Below are 19867 nucleotides of genomic sequence, written 5' to 3'. Positions count from 1 at the left end.
ATTACAGTCCAAAAATTTTACAAATCGATAGTATTGGTATTAACAGATATCAAGTTAAAACTATTTTCTCTGCAAAATCTCCAGATACAGATTACGAAAAATATACCAGAATATATAACAAAACTTTATGCTGTAAGAGACTCTAACGGCGCATTTAAACTTGAAAATTGTATAAATTATGATACAAGAAATTGGGAGAAATATCAATATGGATTTATAAATTATGTAGTACATCCTGATTGTACTTTTAATAAAAAAGAAGCAATAAAAGCAAATGATTTCTGTAAAATAATATCAAAAAGGTTTAAATTAAAGATACTTCCTTTTAAATATTATTTATTGCCTAATAATGATGCATTGGGCAAATTATATAATTTTGAATATTGGATGTCTTATGTAGGAGGGCAGGCATATCCTGATATAGGTGAAATTTTTACAACATATAGTAATGAAAATTATCCACATTAATTTGTTCATATGTTGTTTAATAATTCAAATTCCTATTCAGCAAGTTGCCCAATGATTATAACTGAAGGTCTTGCAACCTGGTTAGGAGGTGCAGGTTGGAACGAAAGTTTTGAAGAAGCATTAAAAAAAACTTCAAAAGTTTTAAAAAGGCATAAAAATGTGACAATAGATGATATCATTAATTTTAAAATAAGGAATGAGTTTGATAACTCTATAATATCTGCGACAGGTGGAATGATTTGTAAACTTGTTTATGAAAAGCATGGTGCAGATGGAATCATAAAACTTATTAGTACTAAGCAAGAGAACTTTAAACCTATATTGGAAAACTTGTTTGATTTAAGTTATATTGAAATAGAGGAACTTATAATTGATAAAATTTTATTGTCGGATCAATCTTAGAATTTTAGTAATAAAACTATGGTGGTACTGCTTTGAAAATTAATTTTACTTTTTTCTTAGTAATTTACTTTTTGTAGTAATTATTTTCCGAATTTCATTTTTTAGAGCTTGTGAATAGATAGGTTAGGTTCTAGTTTTGAACCAAGATTAATTTTTATTTTATTTTAGTTAGATGTATATGATTAAGTATTTTACAGTAATATTCTTCTTTGTAGTTGTTGGGTATTCTCAAGAGTCATTATCTTATGAGAAAGAATTGACTAATAAACAGAATTATAATTATATCGATGTTTCAGCCATACATGAAACTGAAAATTTTGTTTTACGAGGCAGTCTAACTACACCCAAAAGCAATTTTGAAAAAATAGTTGTCATAGTTCCAGGAGCGGGAAAAGATACTAGGAATTGCCATTTTGTTTTGGCCGAAGATTTTTTAAAAAAGAACATTGCTGTTTTTAGGTATGATGAAAAAGGGCTTGGAGCTTCCGAAGGAGAATATAGCCATCTTAAGAATGGTATTATTTCTAAAGCATGGGATCTTTATTACTTGATTAAACGTTTGAAGGAGATTGACATTGTCAAGGGAAAAAAAATTGTTTTGCTGGGTCATAGTGAAGGAGGATTTATTACCATTGGAGCTATTGAAAAAGGTGCTAAAGTTGATTATTTGCTTCAATGGTCAACACCAATAGTTAGTAGAGGATCACTTTTTAAATATCAGATAAAAAGTGGAGAAAATAAACAAGAACATAATTTAAAATATTCTGATGATGCTACTAAATATGCAGTAATTGATAGTATAAATAATATTGTTGCGAATAATAGTGAACTTAATAATACGGATTTAAGAAAAGTCATCATTAGTTCCATGAAAAAATCTGGTTTTAAAGAGAAATCTTTTCGTTGGTATATTACTTTTCCAAATTATCTAGAGTTGCTACGATCAGATTTTCAGCCTACTTATAAAAACCGAACCATACCTATGTCATATATTATAGGGTCAAAGGATATACATGTAGATCCTATTGAAAACGTTGAATTATTAAAATCATATAACAAAAGTAATATTGAAATTAAAGTATTTGAAGGTTTAAATCATTACTTAAACAATGAAGATATATCAGTAGTAACCCAAGATATCTACAAGATAAATGAAAAGGCAGAAGAATATATTATTCACTGGGTACTTAAACAAAAATAATTTACAGAATGAAAAAGAATTCTTTTTATAAACCATTTAACAAATTTGTTCTAAGAACTCCTTAATTTATCACTTGGCGAAATAAACAGCCTTAATGAAAAAGAAATTAAGGATTTATGTAAAAGGACTGATGTTTTAGAGGCTATATATGATTTTAAGGCTTCAAGATTATCGCCATTTATGATAAGATTTCCAGAATCAACAGCGGTATTGGTTTTACCTTCTTCAGAAAAACCATATTCGTGATTCAATACTTTATAAGGAACTCTTGATGATTGATGATTTTGTCTTTTCCAATCCAGTTTAGTCTGGGCATATTTTTTGGGTTTTCCAAAAAAAGAAGCGCAGGCTAATTGCTATTACTTGTTTACTGAGGTGGTCGAATACCTAATCCACAAAGCAAAGCAACGCCCACGCTATGCGTGAACGTTAGCCTAAACTTCCCTGTAGGTATTATGAAGTGTCGAATTTTCAGAATACAGGTTCTTTCGCTAAACGCTAATTTTATATGTTGTTATTTGACTGTTTCTATATTACTTTGTTTTATGAAATTTTAGCAAATATAGTTGATTAACATGATTAATACCGCCAAAAAAATGATTCATGTTAAGGATTTGGTAGGAGTAGTGTTTTTTTTGGTTTTATATAAAATGTTTATAAGAAAATCCATTTTAGTAGGTATGTTACTTGCGACGTGTATAAGAAAGTGTGGTTTTTTATACGTGTTGTAAAAACGTGTATAAATAAGTGGTATTTTTATACACCAAATAAAAACATGTACAAATAAGTATACGTTTTTATAAATGAAATAAAACCTATAAGTATGAATGAAGATTTTATAGTAAGTCCATTACCTCCAATTTATGATGTAGAGAATGTAAAAATTTTGAAAGCATTAAATGCAGCAAGCAGAGCTTTAGGAGAGTTGAGGGGCGAAATAAAAAAAATACCCAACTCACAAATATTAATTGATACTATTTCCTTGCAAGAAGCAAAAGACAGCAATGAAGTTGAAAATATTGTTACAACCGACGACGAATTGTACCAATCGTCAATAGAGTTTGATAATGTTTCGCAAGCGGCTAAAGAAGCTCAGAATTATGCAAGAGCTTTAAAACTTGGTTTTTCAATAATTAAGGAAAAAGGAATATTAACGATTAACGATATAAAGAAAATTCAAGAAATTGTATCGCCTAATCATCCAATTAGAAAAGTACCAGGAACCGTTTTGAAGAATCCAAAAACGCAAGAAATTGTTTTTACTCCACCTCAAAATCATATTGAAATAGTTGATTTACTTTCTAATTTAGAAATTTACATTAATGATCCAGGGTTTCATGATGTTGATGGTTTGATTAAAATGCCTATTGTTCATTATCAGTTTGAAAGCATCCATCCGTTTTATGATGGAAATGGAAGAACAGGTAGAATATTAAATATGTTGTTTTTAGTACATCAAAAGTTATTAGACATTCCTGTTTTATATTTGAGTAGTTATATTATAAAAAATAAAGCAGATTATTATAGACTACTACAGGAGGTTCGAACTGAAAATAAATGGGAAGAATGGGTTTTATGGATGTTAAAAGGAGTCGAGTTGACAGCTAAGGATACTATTATAGTGGTAAATAATATTAAACATTTAATGGACGACTATAAGATAAAAATTAGAAATAATCATAAATTTTATAGTCATGATTTGATAAACACGATATTCAAACATCCCTACACAAAATATGAATTTTTAGAACGTGAACTTAAAATTCATCGACACACAGCAAGAACTTATTTGAATGCTTTGGCTGATGATGAAAATAAATTTTTGACTAAAATTAAAATTGGAAAGAGTAATTATTTTATCAACGAGAAATTGCTCCAAGTTCTTAAAAATAGATAAAAACAAAAAATCCATTTGTCTTAGCGAACGGTTGTTTTCTTTTTAAACCACTATATCTAAGTGTTTTAGTTTTTGGTAATCATAAAAAATAAGATAAACCCAGACTTGCTCTGGGTTTTGTATTTTATAGCATTTAACTCTTTTAGTGTTTCAAACATTTAAAGGGTTTTATTTTTATGTACTTTTGCAAAAAAATAATTCCTTTTGAAACCAAAACTTTTTCTTATCACGCCACCCTTTACGCAACTGAATACACCGTATCCGGCAACGGCTTATATCAAAGGGTTTCTGAATACTAAAAATATCGAATCGATTCAGGCAGATTTGGGTATTGAAGTGATTTTGAGATTGTTTTCAAAAGAAGGATTGACTGATTTATTTCGTCATTTCGAGCGCAGTCGAGAAACTAACAACCATCAACCAACAACCGACAATTGCAGGCGAATTCTCGCTCTCCAAGACGAATACATCAAAACGATAGATTCTGTTATTCAATTTTTACAAGGGAAAAATCCAACTTTGGCACTTCAAATTTGTCAAGAAGATTATTTGCCAGAAGCGTCTCGTTTTGCACAGTTGGAAGAATTGGATTGGGCTTTTGGTTCGATGGGAACACAGGACAAAGCCAAATATTTGGCAACTTTGTACCTCGAAGATATTTCGGATTTTATTGTAGAATGTATCGATGAAAATTTTGGTTTCAGTCGGTATGCCGAACGTTTGGGTCGAAGTGCGAATTCGTTTGATGAATTGTACGAAGCGCTTCAGCAAAAACCAACGTATATTGACGAAGTTTTATTTTCACTTTTAAAAGAACGAATCGAAACGGTACAGCCAAATTTATTTTTAATTTCGGTACCTTTTCCTGGGAATTTATATTCGGCTTTTCGATGTGCACAATGGGTGAAAAAACATCATCCCGAAATTAAAATTTCAATGGGTGGCGGTTTCCCAAATACCGAATTGCGATCACTTTCGGACAAACGAGTTTTTGAGTTTTTTGATTATATTACTTTGGATGATGGGGAGGTTCCAATTGAGGAATTGATTTTAAATTTAGAGGAAGAAAGAACAAATAATCAAGATAAAAGAGTTTTTAAAAGAACTTTTGTATTAGAAAATGGTGAAGTTGTTTACAAAAACAATTCACAAAAACACGATTACAAACAATCCCAAGTAGGAACTCCCGATTATTCCGATTTGTTGTTGGACAAATACATTTCGGTTATCGAAATTGTAAATCCGATGCACCGAATGTGGAGCGACGGACGTTGGAATAAACTCACGATGGCGCACGGTTGCTATTGGGGAAAATGTACGTTTTGTGATATTTCGCTTGATTATATAAAAGTTTACGAACCTGTTGCGGCTAATTTATTGTGTGACCGAATGGAAGAAATGATTGCCCAAACAGGCGAAAATGGTTTTCATTTTGTCGATGAAGCGGCACCACCAGCTTTGATGCGTGCTTTGGCTCTGGAAATTCTCCGTCGAAAATTATCGGTGACTTGGTGGACAAACATTCGTTTTGAAAAGAGTTTTACCAAAGATTTATGTTTACTACTAAAAGCCTCGGGTTGTATTGCTGTTTCTGGAGGATTAGAAGTAGCTTCGGATCGGTTGTTGAAATTAATTGACAAAGGCGTAACAGTGGAGCAAGTGGCGAAAGTTACCCGTAATTTTACCGACGCAGGAGTGATGGTACACGCGTATTTAATGTACGGTTACCCAACACAAACCATTCAGGAAACGGTGGATAGTTTGGAAATGGTACGTCAATTGTTTGAAGCTGGTGTTTTGCAATCGGGTTTTTGGCATCAATTTGCTATGACTGCCCACAGTCCTGTGGGAATGTATCCAGAAAAATTTGGAGCTGTAAAAGAAACCGAAACCATTGGAACTTTTGCTAATAATGATATCAATTACGTTGATAAAACTGGAATTAATCATGATAAATTTAGTTTCGGATTAAAGAAGTCGCTTTTTAATTTCATGCACGGGATCTGTTTTGATTATGACTTGCAGGATTGGTTTGATTTTAAAATTCCAAAAACAAAAATAAGCCCTGATTTTATTTTTGATGCTTTACAGGAAGAAACAGATTTTAATATAAAACCGACAGCCAAAATAGTTTGGTTAGGAGGAAAACCTTCCGTTGAACATTTTACCAAATCCAAAAAAGGAAATTCTTGGGAACTTATGTCTTTGACTTTTCACGACAAAAAAGAAAGTTTTACCATTCAAACCAATAAAACAGAAGGCGAGTGGTTGGTAGAAATGCTTGATAAAATTTCGGTTTCGCAATCTAAAACGTATTCTTTTCAAGAAATCAAAACCGATTTTGAAACCAATTTAGAGGATTTCGAATTATTTTGGTATTCCAAACCTGTGAATACGTTGAGAGAATTTGGGTTATTACAATTATAGGATTTAAATTATGCACTTTAGAAAAGCGAATAATTCGGATTTAGAAGAAATGAAAAATCTTTTTCAAGAAACCATTCGGTCGGTTTGTAGCCACGATTACAATTCGGCTCAAATAAACGAATGGATTTCAACAGTTCAAAATACGCAACGTTGGTTGGAGATGTTGGCATCGCAATTTGTTTTATTGGCTATTGTTGATGATAAAATGGCAGGTTTTGGAACGTTGAAAAATGGAAATTACATTGATTTTTTCTACATTCATAAAGATTTTCAAAAGCGGGGAATAGCTACACAGCTTTTAGAAAAACTAGAACAGGAAGCTCGTCATTTAGAAAGCAAAACGATTTCTTCGGATGTAAGTATTACCGCGAAACCTTTTTTTGAAAAACTGGGATTCAAAGTTTTGAAGGAACAACATAATCACAGAAACGGCTTAATTTTGATTAATTACAAAATGCGAAAAGAGTTGCAATAGCTTTTTTGTTAAAAAACCTTTATTTTTATAAAAAATAAAAATATGAAAAGGTTTATTCTATTGCTTTTTGCGGCTTGTATGCTGGTGTTTTTTTCCTGTAATAAAGCCAAAAAAGATAAAATTATTTACAAAAAACCAGCCCAACAAGAACTGCCCGAATTCCAAATTCCCATTGATAGTAATACGATTACAAATTTTTACGAGCGTTTTCCTAAACTGGCTTCTTATCAAAAAGATGTTCGCTATTTATATCAAAAAAACGGCAACAAACAAGTTTGGTTAGATCATAAAGGAATAATTGAATTTGGACATACTTTGTTTGATAAATACCGGGATATTGAAAGCGAAGGACTTTCAAAAAGTTTTCCGTACAATGATTCTTTGATTGGTCTTTTTGAAAACAATAAAAAACAAGTAAAAACAGCAAGCAACGATTTGCTTATCAGTAATTTATATTTTTATTATGCAGATAAAGTCTATCGTGGTGTTGATGCCAAAACTACTACTTCTTTAGAATGGCTTTTGCCTCGTAAAAAACTCGATTATCAAAATTTTATCGATTCACTTTTTAAGGCCGATTCCAAAGTTAAAATAGGACAACCTAAAATGTTCAGTCAGTATTATAAACTTCGTGAGGCACTTCAAAAATATAAAAAAATAGAAACGAATGGTGGTTGGAAAAGCATCGCCGTTTCTGAAGATTTCAAAAGTTTTACCATTGGCGATTCGGCCGAAGCCATTTTGCAAATAAGAGAGCGTTTGGTTTTAACGGGTGAATTGGCCGAAAATAACCAAAGTCCAGTTTGTGATTCCACCTTACTTGCAGCCGTAAATCAATACCAAATCCATCATGGCATTAAGTCGAAAAACAAAATAATTTCGCAAGATATTGCCGAAATGAACGTACCGGTTGCCGACCGAATAAAAACCATTGTGGTTAATATGGAACGTTGCCGTTGGCTTGATCCAGAACTTGAAAAAGACAAAGAATTTTTAGCGGTTAATATTCCAGAATTCAAATTGTATTTGGTAAGAGACGGTCAAGTTGCTTTTACCTCGCCAGTAGTAGTGGGTAAAATGATGACGCAAACGGTTATTTTTAGTGGTATGATGCAGTATGTGGTTTTTAGTCCGTATTGGAATGTTCCCAATAGTATCATCAACAAAGAGATAAAACCAGGTATGGCACGTGATAAAAATTACCTAAAGAAGAAAAATTTAGAATGGAATAATGGTCGGGTACGCCAATTGCCAGGCCGAAATAATTCGCTTGGGTTGGTTAAATTCTTGTTTCCCAATTCCAATAATATTTATTTGCATGATACGCCTTCCAAAAGTTTGTTTGAAAGAGAAAGTAGGGCTTTTAGTCACGGTTGTGTACGTGTAGGTAAACCAAGAGATTTAGCAATAGAATTACTAAAGGATAACCCAAATTGGATACCCGAAAAAATTGATACAGCCATGCACGCTGGTAAAGAAAAATGGGTGACTTTACAACATAAAATTCCGGTTTATATTGGCTATTTTACCGCTTGGGTTGATCGTGATGGTAAATTGAATTTTTACAGAGATGTTTATCAACGAGACAATCCGTTAGCCAAATTGCTTTATAACGAAAATTAGTGTCAGTACTTTTTTTGAAATTTCCATTTTTAAATGTTAGCTTCATTTAGAAATGGAAATTTTTTATTACCATTTGATATTTTAGTATAGGAAATAATTATAAAAAAAAAATAGGTTTGTAATATCTGTTTTTATCTAAACAATTTTGTATGAAAATTAAAAACAAATGTCTTTTTATTGCAGTATTCGTAATTTCAGTGTTAATTTCTGCAAAAGAAACTCCAAAGAAAAATAATTTATACCAGTTTGCAGGACGAATAGAACATTTAGAAGATGGAGGTACTCTTTTAATCGGTTCGGCTTCTTCTGTTACGTTTGAATTTACCGACTTATCCTGCGAAATTTATTTAAAAAGTGTCGATAAAAACTATGAACATCACAATTATGTGGTATTGGAATTAGATGGCGAGTATTTAGGTCGATTTACGATCAAGAAAGGAGGTTTAAAAACGTTTCCTATACAAGTTACTAAACTACAACCCATGCATCGGTTAACCATTTTCAAAGCTACCGAAGCTGCGAATGGAAGTGTTTTGTTTACCGGAACTAATGCGCATTTAACCAAAATTAAACAGCCAAAAAAGAAAAAAGTTGAATTTATTGGTGATTCGATTACCTGTGGTTATGGCAATGATGCGACATCTATTCCGTGTGGAAAAGGCGAGTGGTACGATCAGCATAATGCCTATATGGCGTATGGGCCACAATTGGCGCGAATGTTAGATTTTGATTATGTGTTAAGCTCTGTTTCCGGAATTGGAATGTACCGAAATTGGAACGACGAACACGAAAACGAAGCCATCATGCCCGATGTTTACGAAAATCTATACCTCAATAAAGATTATGGAAAGCCGTATGATTTTGCTTTTCAGCCTGATTTGGTGAGTATTTGTTTGGGAACTAACGATTTATCTGATGGAGACGGTAAAAAAAAGCGATTGCCTTTTAATGAAAATAAATACGTATCAAATTATATCGATTTTATAAAAACGGTCTATTTGCATGCACCCAAAACTCGAATAATTTTATTGACAAGTCCGATGGTTTCTGGAACAAAAAATGACGTATTGTTGCGTTGTCTCAATCGGGTAATCACTGCTTTTGCAGCAGATAAAAATCACCAACCCATTCAGTTATTTGAATTTGAACCAATGCGCCCAAATGGTTGTGGATACCATCCCGATATGATTGATGATACGGTAATGGCCAATCAACTGCAGCCTTTTTTTAAAGAACTACTCGATGAAAACTAATTATTATTTGAATTTTCTACTAATTTTTTTTACAAATGCAATGATGGCAAATGTAATTCTACCGAATATTTTTTCGGATCACATGGTATTGCAACGTAATACTGAGGTTTCCATTTGGGGTTGGGGAAATCCTAAAGAGGAAATTACTGTAGTGGGCAGTTGGGACAATCACGAGTATAAAGTGGTAGCCAACAATCAAGCAAAGTGGCAAGTCACGATGAAAACTCCCGAAGCAGGCGGTCCCTATTCAATAAGTATTAAAGGTTATAATGAAGTAGTTTTAAACGATATTTTAATTGGTGAAGTTTGGCTTTGTTCCGGACAATCGAATATGGAAATGTCCGCAAGTTGGGGAATTGAAAATGGCGATGAAGAAATGAAAAAAGCCAATTATCCGAATATTCGCTTTTTTACCGTTCCCAAATTAACCGCCGAAACCCCTCAAAATAATCTTTCAGGAAATTGGTCTGCTTGTACACCCGAAACCATGAAGTATTTTAGTGCAGTTGGTTATTTTTTTGGGAAACGATTGCAAGAAGAATTAAAAAATGTACCTATCGGATTGATTTCATCTAATTGGGGAGGAACGCCTGCCGAAATCTGGATGCCAGAAGACGTGGTTCAAAACGATGAAAATCTTTTAGCAGCAGCTAAAAAATTGAATGAACAAGAATATGGTCCTCGTCAACCAGGTCGTGCTTTTAACGCTATGATTAATCCGATAGTTGGTTTTGAAATTGCTGGGGTTTTGTGGTACCAAGGCGAAAGTAATGTAGGTTCGAAAATTTATGATAAAACGCTCGAAGCTTTAATTGCTTCTTGGCGAGAAAAATGGAAGCAGGAATTTCCTTTTTACATCGTACAAATTGCTCCTTTTAAGTATGGCGGGAACGGCCAAGATGGGGTGGTCATTCGCGATTTACAGCGCAAAGTAGTACAAAATACAGCTAAAACGGCTTTGGTGGTCACTAGCGATATTGCTCACATAGATGATATTCACCCAAAAGATAAAAAATCGGTAGGGGTTCGTTTGGCTAATTTGGCTCTTTCAGAAAATTATAAAGCAAATGTGGGACTGTCACAATCGCCATTATTCAAAAGTTTTACAGTTAAAAATAATCTTGTTGAAGTGACTTTTGATCATGCCGAGAGTCTTCATTTTTCATCCGATAAAAACCACCAATTTGAATTAGCGGGAACAGATGGCCTATTTTTTCCTGGCGATGCGATGGTAAAAAACAACAAGGTTATTGTAACTTCAAAAAAAGTGAAGCACCCTACTGATGTTCGTTTTGCCTGGAAAAATACCGACTTGGCTGTTTTATTTAACAAAGCCAATTTACCGGCTTCATCTTTTAGCTCAAAAGAATATGATCAAAAATAAAAAAGGAATAATAGGGCTTTTTTCCCTGTTAATAGTTTGTAGTATGGAAGCACAAAAAAAGGCACATTTAGACAAATCAAAACCGATTAATGAACGAGTTGAGTTGTTATTGAAAGAGATGACATTGGAAGAGAAAGTCGGACAAATGAATCAATACAATGGTTTTTGGGATGTCACCGGACCGGCTCCCAAAGGGGGTAGTGCCGAGCTGAAATACGAACATTTACGTAAAGGTTGGGTAGGCTCTATGTTAACGGTTCGAGGGGTAAAAGAAGTGCGTGCGGTACAAAAAATCGCAGTCGAAGAAACCCGATTGGGAATCCCGTTAATTATTGGGTTTGACGTAATTCATGGGTATAAAACGTTGAGTCCAATTCCGTTGGCTGAAGCAGCTAGTTGGGATTTGGAAGCCATTCAAAAGTCGGCTGCAATTGCCGCAGACGAAGCATCGGCGTCAGGAATTAATTGGACTTTTGGTCCCAATATGGATATTTCACAAGATGCTCGTTGGGGACGTGTTATGGAAGGTGCTGGTGAGGATCCTTATTTAGGTAGTAAAGTAGCAGTCGCTCGAGTAAAAGGTTTTCAAGGGAAAGATTTAGCCGCGACCAATACTATTGCGGCTTGTGCCAAACATTTTGCAGCCTATGGTTTCGCAGAATCGGGGCGGGATTATAATACGGTAGATATGAGTAATTCTAAATTATTCAATTCGGTTTTGCCACCTTTTCATGCCGCTGTAGATGCTGGCGTTCGTACACTCATGAATTCTTTTAATATTTTAAATGGCGTTCCGGCAACGGGAAATGTCTTTTTACAGCGTGATATTTTGAAAGGGAAATGGGGTTTTGATGGTTTTGTAGTATCCGATTGGGCTTCTATCCGAGAAATGATTCCACACGGTTTTGCAAAGGACGGAAACGAAGCTGCTTTGAAAGCTGTGGTAGCGGGCTCGGATATGGATATGGAATCACATTTGTATATCAAAGAATTGGTGAAATTGGTCGAATCTGGAAAAGTGAAAGAAAGCTTGGTGGATGATGCGGTTCGCCGAATTTTAAAAGTGAAATTTGAATTAGGTTTGTTCGATGATCCCTATAAATATTGTGACGAAAAAAGGGAAAAAAATGTCATTGGTAACAAAGCGAATCACGAGGGTGTTTTGGATATGGCTAAAAAATCCATCGTTTTATTGAAAAATGATAAAAATCTATTACCGTTAAAGAAATCGGGTCAAAAAATTGCATTGATTGGTGCTTTGGCTAATGATAAAAACAGCCCTTTAGGAAGTTGGCGAATCGCCGCTGAAGACAATACCGCCGTTTCTGTTTTGGAAGGAATGCAACAGTATAAAGACAATCAATTGACTTTTGAAAAAGGAGCCGAGTTAGTAATCAGTAAACAGGCTTTTAAAGACGAATTGGTTTTTAATACAACTGATAAAAGTGGTTTTGAAGCAGCTAAAAAAGTGGCGAAAAATGCCGATGTGGTTGTAATGGTTTTAGGAGAAATAGGGTTTCAATCCGGTGAGGGAAGAAGCAGAACCAACCTCGATTTACCCGGACTTCAGCAAGAATTGTTGGAAGGAATCTACAAAGTAAATCCAAATGTGGTTTTGGTATTAAACAACGGAAGACCGTTGGCATTGCCGTGGGCGGCAGAACATATTCCCGCCATTGTAGAGGCTTGGCATTTAGGTACACAAGCCGGTAATGCTGTAGCGCAAGTTTTATACGGAGATTATAACCCAAGCGGAAAACTGCCAATGTCTTTCCCTCGAAATGTGGGTCAGGTGCCTATTTATTACAACAATTACAATACAGGTAGACCGAACAATAGTGATACTAATGTGTTTTGGTCGCATTATATGGATTCTGAAAAAACACCACTCTATCCTTTTGGTTTTGGACTGAGTTATACTACTTTCGACTATAAAAATTTAAAAATTAATAAAGCTGCTTTTGCAAAAGGTGATCCGGTAGTAGTTTCTGTGGATATAACCAATTCAGGGAATTATGACGGAAAAGAAGTGGCACAATTGTACATTCAAGATGTGGCGGCTAGTTTGGCAAGACCAGTAAAAGAATTGAAAGGCTTTGAATTGGTAAGCTTGAAAAAAGGGGAAACCAAAACGGTTCAATTTGCTTTAACCGAAAAAGAACTTGGTTTTTATGATAATGATGGGAATTATTTAGTAGAACCAGGAACGTTCAAAGTTATGGTTGGTGGAAGTTCTGATAAAAGTTTAGAAAGTAGTTTTGAGTTAAAATAATAGTCACTTCTGTTTTTCTGAAAAATCAATTTGAAGATTTTAGAGCATGCTTGTTGTTTTTTAGTATGTTTGAGTTTCTATTGGATTTTAAAATTATTTTAAATCTGAAATGGATTAAAGTAAAAATCATTTTGAAAAATTAGAATGTTAGAATCTATAAGGAGGTCTTATGCCTATTTTATGAAACTAAAACCGTTCTTTTAACCGATAAACCAAAAGCTAAAATTAAATAAATGAAACTAGTTGGCAAATTATCTCAATTATCAGAAAGAAAACGAAAGTGGATTTCAATAATAATTACAGTATGTATTGCGGGTGTTTTATCACTATGGGGAATTTATGGAATTAGGGAATATGGCATAGCCCTTTTTATACTAACACCTTTTTTAATTGGCTTTTGTTCTACAGTTCTTTACGGTTACCAAAACAAAATTTCGAAGAGTGATGCTATTTATATTGGATTTTCAACTCTTGGAATTTGTACATGTGCCTTAATTCTTTTTGCAATTGAGGGACTGATATGTATTGTAATGGCAGCACCAATCGGAATTGGATTAACATTTTTTGGAAGTTTGATAGGATATAGTTTGCTAAAAAGAAACAATAACTCCACCCCTTCGGTTTTGTTAATTCTTGTAGTACTAATTCCTTTAACTTCATTTGTCGAAAATAAAATAAAACCCGAATTAACAGCTGTGACCACTTCAATTGTTATAAACGCAACACCAATTGAGGTTTGGAAAAATGTGATTGAATTCCCTCCATTAGATGATCCAACTGAATTTATTTTTAAAACCGGAATTGCATATCCGATTAACGCAAAAATTGTGGGAAGGGGAGTAGGTTCTATTAGGTATTGTAATTTTACGACAGGAAGTTTTGTAGAACCCATAACAGTTTGGCATGAAGGGAAACTGTTAAAATTTGATGTTCTTGAGCAACCTGCCCCAATGAAAGAATTAAGTTTTTGGAAAATTGATGCACCACATTTACATGATTATTTTGTTTCAAGAAAAGGCCAATTTAAATTAATCGAACTAGAAAATGGCAAAACTTTACTAGAAGGAACAACTTGGTACTATCACAATATCAGACCCACTTTTTACTGGCAAAAATGGAGTAATTTAATTATTCATAAAATTCACAATAGAGTATTGGATCATATTAAAAAGAATTCCGAAAAAGGGAAATAAAAGATTTACTCTCCAATACTACTTTTATTATCTAAGTATTCCCAATTTTTAAGAATATGGAATTAGAAAAATACTTAAGGCATTTGATGCACTATTTTGTTGTATTTCTTCACCATATTCAAAGTCGATTTATCGGTTGAAAAAACTGAATTCAAGCCTTGTGGTTCTTGCGGGGGGTCGGTTGTTAAGGGATCACCAGGTTTCCAGTGACCATCAGGTGTAACCGCTTTTCCTTCGCCTCCAAATCCCCAGAAATTTGCGGCTTGTAACGGACCGTTATTTTTTTTGCTCATCACAATTCGGTTAAATACAAAGTCGTAAAAAACATCACGATTGGCTACCGATGTGGTATCCGACAAGGATTCAGCTGCTCTTGGTAAGCCAAATTCTTCGATAATGATGGGGCGTTTTAAATGATTGGCCACTTCAATATGTTCGTCAATATATTGGCCCGCATTTTTTAATGTTTGCGGTAACGTTTTTTCGGCCTCATCGGCTTTGAACCAATTCCAGTTTTTGGGCCAAATATGCATCGTTAAATAATCAATATTCGGATTTTGGTGTGTATGTTCAAAAATAGCCATACTGTCATTTGAACTGTTTTTACCTTCAGAACCCGTTGAAATTAAATGATAAGGGTCAATACTTTCTATTAAATCCACAATAGCATTTAACCAGGATGTAAATTTTGCTTCGTTTTCTACGGTAAACAAACGCGGTTCGTTGCCAACTTGCCAAGCCATAATGGTGTTATCTTCGGTATATTTTTTCTTGGAATACGAATTGGTTCTACCGATAATAAATTTCACGTGATTTTCTAACGCTTTCATGCAGGGGGCACAACTGTGGAATTTTTCGGTGTACGACATGAATTCTGGCCAAGTATTAGGCGAAATATTCGGAATAGGAATTTTTCCATGCCCATTCCATTCTAAATATTGCGACAAGCCACCGGACCATTCCCAATTATTGGTTAAATACAAAACGGCATACATGTTTCGTTTGCCCATTTCGGCTACTAAAAAATCCAATCCATCAAGTAAATCGTCATCATATTTTCCTTGCTCGTATTGCAAAGCGGGCCGCACCGTATAATCGTAAGTACCACCATCGGCACCGACCAAAATCCGGAGGTTGTCTATGCCGTTTTTTTTCATCAAATCCAATTCTCGCATTAGTCTTTTTCGGTCGCCTATTTTTTTTGAAGCTAATAAACTGCCGTACCAATAATTGGTTCCGATATACGAATACGGTTTATTGCCTTTATAAAATTGGTTTCCTTTGACCGTGATTCGTTCTTGCGAATGCATTATAATCGTGGTGAAAAAGGTGAAATAGAGTAGCTTTTTTAAAAGTTTCATTTTTCTATTTTTAGGATGACCATTTAGTTTTGTTACTTCTAGGATATGCTTTTGAAACATTTCAAATGAAGTTTATGCATTTATTGTTTGGTTTTATATTTGATAATTCGGAATGCGTTGCAAAAGTTCGATGCAGCCCCGGGTGTTGTGGTAAGGACATTTCCAAAAACCAGCTTTGTCTTTTGGCATAATCGAATAATCAGCATAAATTCCCCAAAACCATTCGCCTTTTTGATGGTCTATTAGGTGTTTTTTGGTGAATTCCCAATTGCGAAACACCATTTCTAAATAGCGTTGATTTCCTGTCAATTCGAAAGCGGTAAAAAAACCAATTTGCAACTCCGATTGTGGCCACCAGTGCTTTTCTCGAATCAAATGATTGTTATGTATTTCTTTTTCGTACCATAATCCGCCGTCGGTGTCGATTCCTTCGATAGTGGCATTGGCAATTTGCAAAGCGTATTGTTGAAAACGCTGAATAAAGCTTTTATTTTCTATGATTTCGGCACATTGCAAGAGTAACCAAGCCGCTTCAATATCATGGCCATACGAAATTACATCTTCTTTTTCGTTCCATTTTTCATCAAAAAATAAGTGAAGATGCCCTGTTTTGGTATTGATAAAATGCTTTTCGATAACCTGTAACAAATTCTCAATACGTTCTTTTAAAGCCTCATTTTTCCAAATTTTATACAAATTGGCATAGCCTTCCACAATATGCAAATGCGTATTCATGGTTTTTTTTTCATTGGCATCTTTTTCGCTCAAACGCAAGTCATCAAGTGGTTTCCAATAACGTGTAAAAGCTTCCAAGTAGCCGTTGTTTTCCTTATCAAAACTATATTTTTCAATTTGTTGGTATAAGGAAATAGCCAAATCTAAGGCTTTTTTATTTTGAGAAATGGCAACATATTCGGATAAACCATAAATGGCAAATGCCAAAGCATAAATTTGATTTTTAGTGTCATTTGGTTTTCCTTCGGCGGTAACGCTCCAAAAAATACCGCCAAACTCCGTATCGTAAAAATAATTCGAAAAATAGTCAAAAGCGCGATTGGCCATTTTTTTGTAGTTTTCCTTTTGCGAAATACTGTAAGCCGCAGAAAAACTCCATAAAATCCGAGCATTTAAAACCGAGCCTTTTTCGGCATTGGAAATAATGTCATTTTTATAATCAATTTGACCAACAAAACCGCCATTTTTCGAGTCAATAGTATATTTTACCCAATAGTTTAAAATACTTTCGAGCTCCTGAGTTAATTCGGTTTGAAGTTGGTTTAATGACGCATTCACGGTTTATATGTCTTTGTTTTTTGAAATTAAATCTATAATTGTATTGACAGATCCTGCCGAAATAAAACTGTCTTCGGGTGTTTGCGTCACATAATCGACCAATTGATTAATCGACGAAACGGCAACATGCATACGAGTATCAGACGAAGCGTAATAAATGTAAACAGTGCCATCTTCATCGGCAATCCAACCGTTCGAAAATAATACATTGGATACATCACCAACTCTTTCAATTCCTTCAGGACCCATAAAATGCCCAGCGGGAACATGCGTTACTTTGCTAATGTCGTTTAAATCGGTCATAAACATATACAAAGTATAGCGCAAACCAGCAGCAGTATTTCGAACCCCATGTGCCAAATGCAACCAACCTTTTTCGGTTTTAATAGGCGAGGGCCCTAAACCATTTTTTAACTCGTAAATAGTATGGTATTTTTTGCCAAAAATTATTTTTTCGTTTTGAACTACCGGATTTTTCATGTCATCTATGAAACCTAGACCAATTCCACCACCACTTCCTACATCTATAAAACCATCTTGTGGGCGGGTGTACAAGGCATATTTTCCGTTTACAAATTCGGGATGAAGCACTACGTTGCGTTGTTGTCCGGTATTCGAAATTAAATCAGGCAAACGTTCCCAGTTTAGTAAATCTGTGGTACGAACAATTCCGGCATTGGCTACGGCCGAGCTTGTATCTCCTTTTGACGCTTTTGGGTCTTTTCTTTCGGTGCAAAAAATACCGTAAACAAAACCGTCTTCGTGCTGCGTTAGTCGCATATCGTAAACATTAGTATCGGGTTCTAGGGTTTGCGGAATTACACAAGGCTGCTCCCAAAACTTGAAATTATCAATTCCGTTGGGGCTTTCGGCAAGGGCAAAAAACGATTTACGATCAATGCCTTCCACACGAACCGCTAGGATGTAATTGCCATTCCATTTTATCGCGCCAGCATTAAAGGCAGCATTTATTCCGATGCGTTCCTGTAAAAAAGGATTGGTTTTTTTATCAAAATCAAAACGCCAATTTAGCGGAATATGAGCTGCGGTTACCACAGGGTTTTCATAGCGTTGGTAAATACCATTACTAATTTTAGATTGCGGTAGGTTTTTTTGTTCAATCAATGCGCTATGTTCTTTTTCGAGCGCAATTTTACGCTTTTCGAAAAGGTTAAATGATGTTGTCATGTTTACTGTAACTAGTTTGTTAATTTGTTGCGTTTCTGAGTTTATTTAGATCGGTTTCAATTTCTTGTAATTTTTCTTCGCTAAGCGGATAAAAAAGAATAAATAAAACCGAAATGGCAGCGGCGATAGCGGGTAAAATGCTTAACATTAATTGAATTCCGTTTTGGGTTCCGGCAGTTTGTTCGGCATTGGCAACAAAACCATAATAAGCCAATAACCAACCTGTTGCAGCTCCTCCGATGGTCCAGCCGAATTTTTGCGACATGGAAGAAGCCGAAAATACTAATCCGGTAGCACGACGTCCTTGTTTCCATTCGGAATAATCGGCACTATCGGCGTACATTGACCAGATTAAAGGAAAAATACAGCCCGCGCAAATACTTATAAGTACTTGAAAAGTCATAATTAATAACACATCTTCCTTCCCAAAAAAGTAAAAAATAACGCTTAAAACAGCCGCGATAAACATGGCTCCTAAAAAGGTTTTTTTCTTTCCGATTTTATTAGCAATCGGACTGGCAATTATTACTCCGATAATATTTGCAGCTTGCCCCAATACCAAATAAAATGAAGTGGTTGTCATGTGAAAAGTTTCTCCAAACAAGGTAAAATCAAAATTGACAGCGCTGCTTACATAATATTTAAAATAATAAATGGCTGCTCCATCACGGATGGAATTAAAAATCAAAGCTCCAATTCCAGCTCCTAGTAAAATCCACCAAGGTTTGTTTTTCAGCAAATCCTTTAAATCCGATTTTAAATTGGGTTTTTCATCCGAAATGGGCTGAATGCGTTCTTTTGTCCAAAAAAAACAACACCAAAAAAACACTGTAGTTATGCATCCGAAAACGGCAATGGTGGCTAGCCAACCGGTTTTAGAATTCAAATTGCCACCAAAATAGGTTACCAAAGGTTCAATAAGCCAAAGCGCAAGTAAACTTCCGCCAAAGGCAAACACCATTCGGTACGAAGAAAGTGTATTGCGATCTTTTCGGTCGGAAGACATGACGCCTAGTAAAGAGGCATAGGGCACATTAATGAGCGAATAGACCATCATCATCAACGAATAGGTAACATAGGCATAGATTATTTTCCCTTTTTCATCAAAATCGGGCGTGTAAAAAGTTAATACACCAATGATGGCAAAAGGCACTGCAACCCAAAGTAAATACGGTCTAAACCGCCCCCATTTGGTCAATGTTCTATCAGATAGGATGCCCACTATAGGGTCGAAACAGGAATCCCAAATACGCGTAATTAAAAACATGGTTCCCACAACGGCGGGTGCTAAGCCGTAAACATCGGTATAAAAAAACAACAGGTACATGCTGAAAATTTTCCAAAACATAGAAGAAGCGGCATCACCTAGTCCGTAACCAATTTTTTCTTTTAAACTTATTTTTTCTTGCATTTGGTTGGGTTAAATAGTG

The 19867-nt window shown here is 34.8% G+C and carries 16 protein-coding genes; 11 read left to right on the top strand and 5 right to left on the bottom strand.

From position 1 onward, the window contains the following. Positions 1–33: 33 nt before the first annotated feature. The 3 genes from I5M07_RS04650 to I5M07_RS04640 all read left to right on the top strand — a co-directional run bounded on the left by I5M07_RS04650 (position 34) and on the right by I5M07_RS04640 (position 2071). Complete coding sequence (locus I5M07_RS04650) at positions 34–468, top strand: hypothetical protein (RefSeq protein WP_200105027.1); 435 nt, start codon at positions 34–36, stop codon at positions 466–468. 51 nt (positions 469–519) lie between these two features. Then, on the top strand, positions 520–870 hold the full coding sequence (locus I5M07_RS04645) for a hypothetical protein (RefSeq protein WP_200105026.1): 351 nt from the start codon (positions 520–522) through the stop codon (positions 868–870). Between the two features lie 178 nt (positions 871–1048). Further along, positions 1049–2071 carry an alpha/beta hydrolase gene (locus tag I5M07_RS04640; RefSeq protein ID WP_200105025.1) on the top strand — a complete coding sequence of 341 codons (1023 nt, stop codon included), beginning with the start codon at positions 1049–1051 and terminating at the stop codon, positions 2069–2071. A gap of 50 nt (positions 2072–2121) precedes the next feature. Here I5M07_RS04640 and I5M07_RS04635 read toward each other — a convergent pair whose 3' ends face one another. Beyond that, the gene (locus I5M07_RS04635; RefSeq protein ID WP_200105024.1) at positions 2122–2322 is read right to left on the bottom strand and encodes a hypothetical protein; all 201 of its coding nucleotides are present in this window, start codon (positions 2320–2322) and stop codon (positions 2122–2124) included. A 572-nt stretch (positions 2323–2894) separates the two neighbouring features. Here I5M07_RS04635 and I5M07_RS04630 point away from each other — a divergent pair. The 8 genes from I5M07_RS04630 (at position 2895) to I5M07_RS04595 (ending at position 14595) form a co-directional block, all read left to right on the top strand. Continuing rightward, complete coding sequence (locus I5M07_RS04630; RefSeq protein ID WP_200105023.1) at positions 2895–3968, top strand: Fic family protein; 1074 nt, start codon at positions 2895–2897, stop codon at positions 3966–3968. 204 nt (positions 3969–4172) lie between these two features. Next, positions 4173–6395 (top strand): B12-binding domain-containing radical SAM protein, encoded by a 2223-nt coding sequence (locus I5M07_RS04625; protein ID WP_200105022.1) that lies wholly within the window; start codon positions 4173–4175, stop codon positions 6393–6395. Between the two features lie 10 nt (positions 6396–6405). Beyond that, positions 6406–6870: a GNAT family N-acetyltransferase gene (locus I5M07_RS04620; protein WP_200105021.1), complete on the top strand. Its 465-nt coding sequence runs from the start codon at positions 6406–6408 to the stop codon at positions 6868–6870. Positions 6871–6912: 42 nt separating this feature from the next. Next, a complete protein-coding gene (locus I5M07_RS04615; protein WP_200105020.1) occupies positions 6913–8493 on the top strand; it encodes a L,D-transpeptidase family protein in 1581 nt (526 codons plus the stop codon). Positions 8494–8642: 149 nt separating this feature from the next. Continuing rightward, positions 8643–9746 (top strand): SGNH/GDSL hydrolase family protein, encoded by a 1104-nt coding sequence (locus tag I5M07_RS04610; protein WP_200105019.1) that lies wholly within the window; start codon positions 8643–8645, stop codon positions 9744–9746. Beyond that, complete coding sequence (locus tag I5M07_RS04605) at positions 9736–11130, top strand: sialate O-acetylesterase (RefSeq protein ID WP_233621941.1); 1395 nt, start codon at positions 9736–9738, stop codon at positions 11128–11130. The genes I5M07_RS04610 and I5M07_RS04605 overlap by 11 nt, the downstream gene beginning before the upstream one ends. A 43-nt stretch (positions 11131–11173) precedes the next feature. After that, positions 11174–13402: a beta-glucosidase BglX gene (bglX, locus tag I5M07_RS04600; RefSeq protein ID WP_233621938.1), complete on the top strand. Its 2229-nt coding sequence runs from the start codon at positions 11174–11176 to the stop codon at positions 13400–13402. A gap of 233 nt (positions 13403–13635) precedes the next feature. After that, positions 13636–14595: an SRPBCC family protein gene (locus tag I5M07_RS04595; protein ID WP_200105017.1), complete on the top strand. Its 960-nt coding sequence runs from the start codon at positions 13636–13638 to the stop codon at positions 14593–14595. A 74-nt stretch (positions 14596–14669) separates the two neighbouring features. Here I5M07_RS04595 and I5M07_RS04590 read toward each other — a convergent pair whose 3' ends face one another. The 4 genes from I5M07_RS04590 to I5M07_RS04575 form a co-directional block, all read right to left on the bottom strand. Further along, positions 14670–15956: a glycoside hydrolase 5 family protein gene (locus I5M07_RS04590; protein WP_200105016.1), complete on the bottom strand. Its 1287-nt coding sequence runs from the start codon at positions 15954–15956 to the stop codon at positions 14670–14672. 93 nt (positions 15957–16049) lie between these two features. After that, complete coding sequence (locus I5M07_RS04585; protein WP_200105015.1) at positions 16050–17249, bottom strand: AGE family epimerase/isomerase; 1200 nt, start codon at positions 17247–17249, stop codon at positions 16050–16052. A 3-nt stretch (positions 17250–17252) separates the two neighbouring features. Next, positions 17253–18437: a glycoside hydrolase family 130 protein gene (locus I5M07_RS04580; protein ID WP_200105014.1), complete on the bottom strand. Its 1185-nt coding sequence runs from the start codon at positions 18435–18437 to the stop codon at positions 17253–17255. Positions 18438–18456: 19 nt separating this feature from the next. Continuing rightward, complete coding sequence (locus I5M07_RS04575) at positions 18457–19848, bottom strand: MFS transporter (protein WP_200105013.1); 1392 nt, start codon at positions 19846–19848, stop codon at positions 18457–18459. Positions 19849–19867: the final 19 nt, after the last annotated feature.

Source organism: Flavobacterium agrisoli (genome assembly GCF_016522065.1).
Classification (GTDB): domain Bacteria; phylum Bacteroidota; class Bacteroidia; order Flavobacteriales; family Flavobacteriaceae; genus Flavobacterium; species Flavobacterium agrisoli.
This window is presented reverse-complemented; position numbering and strand designations above follow the sequence as displayed.

Excerpts from the sequence above, each read along its gene's own strand:
- I5M07_RS04580 (WP_200105014.1), bottom strand. The coding sequence starts at position 18,437 with ATGACAACATCATTTAACCTTTTCGAAAAGCGTAAAATTGCGCTCGAA.
- I5M07_RS04640 (WP_200105025.1), top strand. The coding sequence starts at position 1,049 with ATGATTAAGTATTTTACAGTAATATTCTTCTTTGTAGTTGTTGGGTAT.
- I5M07_RS04590 (WP_200105016.1), bottom strand. The coding sequence starts at position 15,956 with ATGAAACTTTTAAAAAAGCTACTCTATTTCACCTTTTTCACCACGATT.
- I5M07_RS04630 (WP_200105023.1), top strand. The coding sequence starts at position 2,895 with ATGAATGAAGATTTTATAGTAAGTCCATTACCTCCAATTTATGATGTA.
- I5M07_RS04620 (WP_200105021.1), top strand. The coding sequence starts at position 6,406 with ATGCACTTTAGAAAAGCGAATAATTCGGATTTAGAAGAAATGAAAAAT.
- bglX (WP_233621938.1), top strand. The coding sequence starts at position 11,174 with ATGGAAGCACAAAAAAAGGCACATTTAGACAAATCAAAACCGATTAAT.
- I5M07_RS04575 (WP_200105013.1), bottom strand. The coding sequence starts at position 19,848 with ATGCAAGAAAAAATAAGTTTAAAAGAAAAAATTGGTTACGGACTAGGT.
- I5M07_RS04605 (WP_233621941.1), top strand. The coding sequence starts at position 9,736 with ATGAAAACTAATTATTATTTGAATTTTCTACTAATTTTTTTTACAAAT.
- I5M07_RS04610 (WP_200105019.1), top strand. The coding sequence starts at position 8,643 with ATGAAAATTAAAAACAAATGTCTTTTTATTGCAGTATTCGTAATTTCA.
- I5M07_RS04595 (WP_200105017.1), top strand. The coding sequence starts at position 13,636 with ATGAAACTAGTTGGCAAATTATCTCAATTATCAGAAAGAAAACGAAAG.
- I5M07_RS04645 (WP_200105026.1), top strand. The coding sequence starts at position 520 with ATGATTATAACTGAAGGTCTTGCAACCTGGTTAGGAGGTGCAGGTTGG.
- I5M07_RS04615 (WP_200105020.1), top strand. The coding sequence starts at position 6,913 with ATGAAAAGGTTTATTCTATTGCTTTTTGCGGCTTGTATGCTGGTGTTT.